Here is a 9,122-nt window from a genome sequence, read left to right on the forward strand (position 1 = left end):
CTGTCGAGGAGCTCCAGCCCCTCCCGGCCGCTCTCGGCGTAGCGCAGTTCGATGCCGTATTCCTCCAGCGCGCTGGCCAGCGAGAAGATATTGCGGATGTCGTCGTCGATCACCACCGCGGTCAGGCCCGTCAGGACGGCGTCGGCGTGGCGGCTATGGGCGATCATCGCCCGGGCCGGCGAGGACAGGCGGTCCAGCGGCGCGTGCAGCGACATGGTCACGTGGTCAATCAACTGCTCGGGCGTGCGCGCCAGGCGCGCCAGGCCGGAGAACACCGCCAGGCGAAGGCGGCGGTCGTCCTCGGGCTCCAGATCTTCGGGCGCGTAGAACACCGCGACGCCCGACACCGCGCCGCGTTGCTTGAGGATGTCGATGAACGGCCCGACCGGTCCCGGACCGACATCGATGACCAGGCAATCGCCCTCGCCCGTGAACGCGTCGTCCGGCAGGTCCAACAGGGTCGGCGCCACCTTCACGGCTCCGATGGTGTCGCGCAGCGTGTCGGCGGCCTGGCCTTCGCCGCCGACCAGGATCGGGGCCCGACCGGTCTCGGCGACCAGATGCTTGACCTTCTCCAGCGTCGAGGCCACCGACTCGCGCTCCACCGGCTTGCTCGTGAACCCGAAGGCGCCCATCGACAGGCCCAGGCCGCCGTGGTCGTCGGCCGAAATCACCTGCACCGGGATGTGGCGGGTGTCGGGCGTGCGCTTGAGCAGGTCCAGCAGGGCCAGGCCATCCATGTCGGGCAACCCGATGTCCAGCATGATGGCGTCCGGCGTGAACCGCCGGGCCAGGGACGGCACCGCGGAGCCTTCACCGGTCACCACGCCCTTGAATCCGCCGTCGCGCACCAGGGACAGCAGGATGGAGGCGAAGCGGATGTCGTCCTCGACGATCAGCACCACGGCGTCGCCCGGCTCGATCTGCTCGCGGTCGTCGACCACAGTCTCGGCCGGTTCGGTCGACCCGATCGAGACGGTCGACAGCCGGAAGGTCGGGACCGGCGAGGTGGCGGGGCGAAGCGGCTGGGTCGACTGGGTCTGCGCGGCCGGGCTGAAGTTCAGCGGCAGGTAGAGGGTGAAGTTGCTGCCCTGTCCTGGCGTCGAGATGACCCGCAGCTCGCCGCCGAGCAGGCGGGTGATCTCGCGGCTGATCGACAGGCCCAGGCCCGTGCCGCCGTACTTGCGGCTGGTGGTGCCGTCAGCCTGTTGGAAGGCCTCGAAGATGATCCGCTGCTTGTCCTCGGGGATGCCGATGCCGGTGTCCTCGACCGAGAAGGCCAGCACTTGGCCGGCCTTGTTGAGGTGGTCGTTGCCGCTGGCCCAGCCGTCCTCGGCCCGGGCGATGGTCAGGCGAACCGAACCGGCCTGGGTGAACTTGAAGGCGTTGGACAGCAGGTTCTTGATCACCTGCTGCAGGCGCTTGTCATCGGTGTACATCGAGCGCGGCAGGGCCGGGTCGATGTTGACGAAGAAGTCCAGCTTCTTGTCCTGGGCCAGCTGCGAGAACGTGCGGTCGGTCTGATCGCGCAGGGACGCGAACGACATCTCGCCGATGTCGAGGGTGACCGTGCCGCTCTCGATCTTCGACAGATCCAGGATGTCGTTGATCAGCCCCAGCAGGTCGGCGCCGGCGCTGTGGATGTTGCGGGCGAACTCCACCTGCTTGGCGCTCAGATTGCCTTGGGCGTTCTCGCTGAGCATCTTGGACAGGATCAGCAGGCTGTTGAGCGGCGTGCGCAGCTCGTGGCTCATGTTGGCCAGGAACTCGGACTTGTACTTCGAGGTCAGGGCCAGCTGTTCGGCCTTCTCCTCCAGCGCCGCCTTGGCCTGTTCGACCTCGGTGTTCTTGGCCTCCACCTGCTTGTTCTGGGCCGACAGCAGGACGGCCTTGTCCTCCAGCTCGGCATTGGTCTGCTGCAGTTCGTCCTGCTTGGAACGCAGCAGCTCTTCGGACTGCCGCAGGGACGCGGCCTGCAGTTCCAGGCGGTCGTTGGTCTTCTTCAGCTCGCCCTGCTGAGCCTGGAGCTCGGAGGTCAGCAGTTGGGACTGTTCGAGCAGACCCTCGGTCCGCATGTTGGCGGCGATGGTGGACAGAACGATGCCGATGGATTCCATCAGCTGGTCCAGGAAGGCCTGCTGGGTCTCGTTGAACGCCCCGAAGGTGGCAAGCTCGATCACCGCCTTCAGCTCGCCTTCGAACAGGGCGGGCAGCACGATGATGTTCTGCGGCGCGGCCTCGCCCAGGCCCGAACTGATCTTGATGTATTCGGACGGGACGTTGGTCAGCAGGATGCGCTGGCGCTCGGCCGCGCATTGCCCAATGAGGCCTTCGCGCTGGCGCAGCCGCGACGGCGGCTTGTCACCCGGATTGGACGCGTAGCTGGCGGCCAGGTTCAGCACCGGCTCGCCGTTCACGTCGTGGTCGGAAACGTAGAACACCCCGTGCTGGGCGTTGATCAGCGGGGCTAGCTCCGACAGCACCAGGTTCGACACGGTCGACAGGTCGCGCTCGCCCTGCAGCATGCGGCTGAACCGGGCCAGGTTGGTCTTCAGCCAGTCCTGCTCGGTGTTCTTCAACGTCTGATCCTTCAGATTGCGGATCATCTCGTTGATGTTGTCCTTCAGCGCGGCGACTTCCCCTGACGCTTCCACGGTGATCGACCGCGTCAGGTCGCCCTTGGTCACGGCGGTGGACACCTCGGCGATGGCGCGGACCTGGGTGGTCAGGTTGGCGGCCAGTTCGTTGACGTTGTCGGTCAGGTCGCGCCACAGGCCCGCGGCGCCGGGCACCCGCGCCTGGCCGCCCAGCTTGCCTTCCGAACCCACTTCGCGGGCCACGTTGGTCACCTGGTCGGCGAAGGTGGCCAGGGTCTCGATCATGCCGTTGATGGTGTCGGCCAGCGAGGCGATCTCGCCCTTGGCGTCGAGGGTCAGCTTGCGCTTCAGGTTGCCCTGGGCGACCGCGGTGACGACGTCGGCGATGTTCCGGACCTGACCGGTCAGGTTGGCGGCCATCATGTTGACGTTGTCGGTCAGGTCCTTCCAGGTGCCGGCCACGCCGGGCACCTGGGCCTGGCCGCCCAGCTTGCCTTCGGTGCCGACTTCGCGGGCCACGCGGGTCACTTCCGAGGCGAAGCCGTTGAGCTGATCGACCATGACGTTGATGGTCGACTTCAGCTCCAGGATCTCGCCCTTCACGTCGACGGTGATCTTCTTGGACAGGTCGCCCTTGGCGACGGCGGTGGTGACGTCGGCGATGTTGCGGACCTGGCCGGTCAGGTTGGCGGCCATGAAGTTGACGTTGTCGGTCAGGTCCTTCCAGGTGCCGGCCACGCCCTTCACCTGAGCCTGGCCGCCCAGCTTGCCCTCGGTGCCGACTTCCCGCGCCACGCGGGTCACTTCCGAGCTGAACGAGTTGAGCTGGTCCACCATGACGTTGATGGTGTTCTTCAGCTCCAGGATTTCCCCGCGGACGTCGACGGTGATCTTCTTGGACAAGTCGCCCATGGCGACGGCGGTGGTCACCTCGGCGATGTTCCGCACCTGACCGGTCAGATTGCCGGCCATCAGGTTCACGTTGTCGGTCAGCTCCTTCCAGGTGCCGGCCACGCCCTTCACCTGCGCCTGCCCGCCCAGCTTGCCTTCGGTGCCGACTTCCCGCGCCACGCGCGTCACTTCCGAGGCGAAGCCGTTCAGCTGGTCCACCATGACGTTGATGGTGTTCTTCAGCTCGAGGATTTCCCCGCGCACGTCGACGGTGATCTTCTTGGACAAGTCGCCGTTGGCGACGGCGGTGGTCACCTCGGCGATGTTGCGGACCTGGCCGGTCAGGTTGCCGGCCATGAAGTTGACGTTGTCGGTCAGGTCCTTCCAGGTGCCGGCCACGCCCTTCACCTGAGCCTGGCCGCCCAGCTTGCCTTCGGTGCCGACTTCGCGGGCCACCCGGGTCACTTCCGACGAGAACGAGTTCAGCTGGTCCACCATGGTGTTGATGGTGTTCTTCAGCTCCAGGATCTCGCCGCGCACATCGACGGTGATCTTCTTGGACAGGTCGCCCATGGCGACGGCGGTGGTCACCTCGGCGATGTTCCGCACCTGACCGGTCAGATTACCGGCCATCAGGTTGACGTTGTCGGTCAGTTCCTTCCAGGTGCCGCCGACGCCGGTGACGTTGGCCTGGCCGCCCAGCTTGCCTTCGGTGCCGACTTCCCGCGCCACGCGCGTCACTTCCGAGGCGAAGGCGTTCAACTGGTCCACCATGACGTTGATGGTGTTCTTCAGCTCCAGAACCTCGCCCTTCACGTCGACGGTGATCTTCTTGGACAAGTCGCCCATGGCGACGGCGGTGGTCACCTCGGCGATGTTGCGGACCTGGCCGGTCAGGTTGCCGGCCATCAGGTTGACGTTGTCGGTCAGGTCCTTCCAGGTGCCGGCCACGCCTTCAACGCGGGCCTGGCCGCCCAGCTTGCCTTCGGTGCCGACTTCCCGCGCCACCCGGGTCACTTCCGAGGCGAAGGCGTTCAGCTGGTCCACCATGGTGTTGATGGTCGACTTCAGCTCCAGCACCTCACCCTTCACGTCCACGGTGATCTTGCGGCTCAAGTCGCCCCGGGCCACGGCGGTGGTCACCTCGGCGATGTTCCGCACCTGGCCGGTCAGGTTGCCGGCCATCAGGTTGACGTTGTCGGTCAGCTCCTTCCACGTGCCGGCCACGCCCCGCACGTTGGCCTGGCCGCCCAACTTGCCCTCGGTGCCGACTTCGCGCGCCACGCGGGTCACTTCCGAGGCGAAGCTGTTGAGCTGGTCCACCATGGTGTTGATGGTGTTCTTCAGCTCCAGCACCTCGCCCTTCACGTCCACGGTGATCTTGCGTGAGAGGTCGCCGTTGGCGACGGCCGTGGTCACCTCGGCGATGTTCCGGACCTGGCCGGTCAGGTTGGCGGCCATCAGGTTGACGTTGTCGGTCAGGTCCTTCCAGGTGCCGGCCACGCCCTTCACCTGAGCCTGACCGCCCAGCTTGCCTTCGGTGCCGACTTCCCGCGCCACCCGGGTCACTTCCGAGGCGAACGAGCCCAGCTGGCCCACCATGGTGTTGACGACCTTGCCAATGCGCAGGAACTCGCCGCGCAGGGGCCGCTCCTCGTTCTCGAGGTCCATGGTCTGGCTGAGGTCGCCCTTGGCGGTGGCGCCGATCACCCGGGCCATTTCGGCGGTCGGGTGGACCATGTCGGTGATCAGGGTGTTGACCGCCTCGACGCTGTGCGCCCACGAGCCGGTGGCGCCTGGCAGACGGGCGCGATGGTTGATCTTCCCCTGCTTGCCGACGACATCGCCGAGGCGTTCGAACTCTTTCGAGATCTGATCGTTCAGATTGACGGCGTCGTTGAACGCTTCGGCCAGTTCCCCGTCCAGGCCCGACAGGTCAGTCGGCAGACGCACCGAGAAGTCGCCGCGCCGAAACGCGCGCAAGGCGGCCAGGAGTTGGTGATTGTCGAGCCCGCGCTGCTGGGTCTTGGACTGGGCCGCCGGCATAGAAACACTCCACGTCGAAATCGATCGATATACGTGGGCGGCGCTAATCGGGAAAACGATCCAGACCCCGGAAGCGGTTCACCGCCCTCAACAGCCTATAACGTATCCCACAACCCCCCGAGCCGGTCCAACGCGGGGGAAAATCTTTGGTTCCGCTTTACGGTGAAGCTTTTCGAACCGCGAGGATCGCGGTTGCTAATGCGCCATCTTCGCGCGGGCCGAGGCCTCGACCTGCTCCACGCCGCGCAGGGCGTCGCCGGACGCCTCCAACTGCCCCTTGAAAGCGTGCAGATCGTGAGTGTCGATACGGCGGACCTTCTTGTCGCGCCCCCACTCCAATCCGATCGTCTGGCCCAGTCGACAGGCCTTGGGCAGCAGCGCCGCCCGCTCGGCCGGACCGCCGCGCGTCAGCAGCTTGCCGACGATGTCGTTCCAGTTCGGCGAGCCGGGAAGACAGAACGGCAGGTGGTCGCAATCGCCCGTCCAGAACCGCCTGTACCACCGCTGATGCACCGCGGTGTCGAACCGCAGGGCCGCCGGGTCGAGCTGGGCGCGGCAGTCGGCGCGCACATAGTCCTGCGCCTGGGCCGCGCCGGCCAATCCCAGGGCCAGCACCGTCAGCAAGGCGACGCTCGCCCGACGATTTGCCATCGCCCTAGACCATGCTCGCCATCGGACCATCGGCGCGGCCGTCGACGAACTGACGAACATACGGATTGTCGGTCCGGTCCAGTTCGGCAGGCGAGCCGCGCCAGATGATCTTGCCGGCGTGCAGCATGGCGATCTCGTCCCCGATCGTGCGCGCCGAGGCCAGGTCGTGGGTGATCGACACCGCCGTGCAGCCCAGCCCCCTCACCTGCTCGACGATCAGCTCGTTGATCGCCGACGAGGTGATCGGATCCAGACCGGTGGTCGGCTCGTCGAAGAAGATGATCTCGGGATTGGCCACCACCGCCCGCGCCAGGCCCACCCGCTTCTGCATGCCGCCCGACAGCTCGGACGGATAGGAATCGGCGACGTGGACGCCCAGATGGACGCGGCCCAGGGCCTCGATCGCCCGCGCCTTGGCCTCCTTGCGAGGCGCCCCATCGGCGTTGATCAGGCGGAAGGCGACGTTCTCCCAGACACTGAGACTGTCGAACAGCGCCGCGCCTTGAAACAGCACGCCGATGCGTTCGAACAGCTTGCGCCGCGAAGCGCCCCCCATGCCGATCAGGTCTTCGCCATCGACCAGCACCTGGCCGGCGTCGGGACGCACCAGGCCCATGGCGACCTTGATGGTCACCGACTTGCCCTGGCCGGACCCGCCGATGATCACCAGCGACCGTCCCGCCGCGACGCTGAGGTCCAGCCCGTCGAGGACCGGCCCGTCGAAGCGCTTGCGAACGCCCTTCCATTCGAGTTTGGCGACTTGGGTCATGCGTGAGTGAACAGCGTTGTGAGGAAGTAGTCGGAGGCGAAGATCAAGATCGCCGAGGACACCACCGCGTGGGTCGTCGCCCGACCCACGCCGCGCGCGCCGCCCTTGGCGTGGTAGCCATGGTAGCATCCCATCAGGGCGACGATGAAGCCGAACACGGCCGCCTTGATCAAGCCCGAGACGACGTCCCAGCCCTGGATGAAGTTCAGGGTGTTGCGGATGTAGACCGTCGAGTTGAAATCCAGGATCCGCACCGCCACCAGCCAGCCGCCGGCCACGCCGATGATGTCGGCGATCAGGGTCAGCAGAGGCAGGACCAGGGTCGCCGCCAGCAGGCGCGGCGCGACCAGGTAGCGGAACGGATCGGTCGACAGGGTGCGCATCGCGTCGATCTGCTCGGTGGCGCGCATGGCCCCGATCTCGGCGGCGATGGCGGCCGACACCCTGCCCGCCAGCATCAGGGCCGCCAGCACGGGACCCAACTCGCGCGTGATGCCCAGGGCGACGATCTGGGGCATCACCTGCTCGGCGTTGAAGCGCCCGCCGCCAGTGTAGATGTTCAGGCCCAAGGCCGCGCCGGTGAAGATCGCCGTCAGGCCGACGACCGGCAGCGAGAAGAAGCCGATGGCGAGCAGTTGACGCAGGAACTGGTTGGGGAACCAAGGCGGGGAGAAAATCGAGATCACGCCGCGCAGAGCGAAGACGCCGACCGCGCCCACCATGCGCAGCGCGCCCAGCGTCGAGCGCCCGACGGTGCGCAACGGCTTGAATACCGCGGGGATCGCCGCGCCGGCCGCGGCCATCTCAGTAGCTGTCCGGAGCCGTGGCGGCGGGGTTCGCCGCGGGCGCGGGGCCGGCCGCCGGGGCGGCGGCGGCGTCGCCTTGCGGACGCATCACCGAACCGATCAGGCCAAACAGATCGACCGCGCCCTGGGTGTTGTCGATCTCGCCGCCCGCCTTGATGTCGTCGGCCGCGCCGCCGGGGGCGATCGCCACGTGGACGCCGCCAAGCAGGCTGTCGCTGGTGACCTTGGCGGTCGAGTCCGAGGGCAGCTTGACGTCCGGATCCAGGCTGAGCTTGGTCACCGCCAGATAGGTCTTGGGATCCAGTTGGATTTCCGAAACCGTGCCGACCTTGACGCCCGCGACGCTGACGGCCGCGCCCGGCGCCAGGGACCCGACCTGGCCGAACTTCGCCGTGACCTCATAGCCGCCCGGCTTGCTGCCCACGCCGCCCACCGTCAGCGAGTAGACCAGGAAACCCGCCGCCAGGACGAGAACGAGGAGACCCATCAAGGTCTCGGCCCATTGTTCGCGCAACCCCATATCCTCTCGTCCTTGTTGTTAGCGCGAGGCCGGACGCTGGGCGTCGCGCTTCAATTGACCGATCAGCACATCGATATTGCCGCCGGCGTTGTCGATGGTCGAAACGAAGTCCTGCTGCTGGGTGATCGCCAGCCACACGCCCTTGAACTGGACATCGACCACCTTCCACGAGGTCCCGCCGCCCATCACCCGCCACGCCACCGGCAGCGGCGTACCGACCTGCCCGCCCGAAATCGTGGTGTTGACGATCACGTCGCCCGGCTTGCGGACGGTCGATCCCGTCACCTTCAGAACCTCGCCGTGATAGTCGTTGATGCGGTTCTGGTAGACGCTTTCGGCGTAGACGCGGAACGCCGCCGCGAACCGTTGACGCTGATCGGGCGTGATCGTGCGGGCGTACTTTCCGAGCACGAAATTGGTGATCCGCGGCACATCCGCCAGTTCGTCGATGCCCTGGTGGAAGGTCGCTTTCTTCTGGGCGACGCTCTGGGACTTGTCGGCGAGGACCGTGATCACCCTCTGGGCGCGCGTCTGGACGAACTGCTCGGCCTGAGGGTCGCGCGGGCCTTGAGCCAGGGCCGGTTTGGCCTGCCCCAGGGCGCCGAGGCCGACCAGGGCGACCAGGGCGAACTGTGCGAAACGGCGGGTGGGATGGGCGTTGGTCATGGGCTTGTCCAGCGAAGTCATTGCGGTTCAGTCGGGGCGGGCTCAAGGGGAGCGGTCGGAGTCTGGGCCGGCGTGGCGACCGGTTCGGTCGATGGGGGAGCCTCGTCGAAGTCCGGCAGTTCCTGCACCGCCCCCGTCGCCTCGCGCACCACGGCCTCGCGGTGCTGTCCGTAGGC

The 9,122-nt window shown here is 66.9% G+C and carries 6 protein-coding genes; all 6 read right to left on the bottom strand.

Features of this window, described 5'->3' with window-relative positions; all coding sequences use genetic code 11:
* Nucleotides 1-5,534 (bottom strand): HAMP domain-containing protein (locus AC1DZ6_RS12130; protein ID WP_477097432.1); only part of this gene is annotated, 5,534 nt, incomplete at its 3' end.
* A 195-nt stretch (nt 5,535-5,729) separates the two neighbouring features.
* Nucleotides 5,730-6,185, bottom strand: coding sequence for a hypothetical protein (locus AC1DZ6_RS12135; RefSeq protein WP_477097433.1), 456 nt, complete (start codon nt 6,183-6,185; stop codon nt 5,730-5,732).
* 4 nt (nt 6,186-6,189) lie between these two features.
* Nucleotides 6,190-6,954 (bottom strand): ABC transporter ATP-binding protein, encoded by a 765-nt coding sequence (locus AC1DZ6_RS12140; RefSeq protein WP_477097434.1) that lies wholly within the window; start codon nt 6,952-6,954, stop codon nt 6,190-6,192.
* Complete coding sequence (locus tag AC1DZ6_RS12145; protein WP_477097435.1) at nt 6,951-7,757, bottom strand: MlaE family ABC transporter permease; 807 nt, start codon at nt 7,755-7,757, stop codon at nt 6,951-6,953. The genes AC1DZ6_RS12140 and AC1DZ6_RS12145 overlap by 4 nt, the downstream gene beginning before the upstream one ends.
* Before the next feature lies 1 nt (nt 7,758).
* Nucleotides 7,759-8,280, bottom strand: coding sequence for an outer membrane lipid asymmetry maintenance protein MlaD (mlaD, locus tag AC1DZ6_RS12150; RefSeq protein WP_477097436.1), 522 nt, complete (start codon nt 8,278-8,280; stop codon nt 7,759-7,761).
* A gap of 18 nt (nt 8,281-8,298) precedes the next feature.
* Nucleotides 8,299-8,946, bottom strand: a complete 648-nt coding sequence (locus tag AC1DZ6_RS12155) for an MlaC/ttg2D family ABC transporter substrate-binding protein (protein WP_477097437.1) — start codon at nt 8,944-8,946, stop codon at nt 8,299-8,301.
* Between the last annotated feature and the right edge of the window lie 176 nt (nt 8,947-9,122).

Source organism: Caulobacter sp. P1_B12_2 (assembly GCF_056406675.1).

What these genes read in the sequence shown, in the direction of transcription:
- AC1DZ6_RS12145 (WP_477097435.1), bottom strand. Translation starts at nt 7,757, where the DNA reads ATGGCCGCGGCCGGCGCGGCGATCCCCGCGGTATTCAAGCCGTTGCGC.
- mlaD (WP_477097436.1), bottom strand. Translation starts at nt 8,280, where the DNA reads ATGGGGTTGCGCGAACAATGGGCCGAGACCTTGATGGGTCTCCTCGTT.
- AC1DZ6_RS12155 (WP_477097437.1), bottom strand. Translation starts at nt 8,946, where the DNA reads ATGACCAACGCCCATCCCACCCGCCGTTTCGCACAGTTCGCCCTGGTC.
- AC1DZ6_RS12140 (WP_477097434.1), bottom strand. Translation starts at nt 6,954, where the DNA reads ATGACCCAAGTCGCCAAACTCGAATGGAAGGGCGTTCGCAAGCGCTTC.
- AC1DZ6_RS12135 (WP_477097433.1), bottom strand. Translation starts at nt 6,185, where the DNA reads ATGGCAAATCGTCGGGCGAGCGTCGCCTTGCTGACGGTGCTGGCCCTG.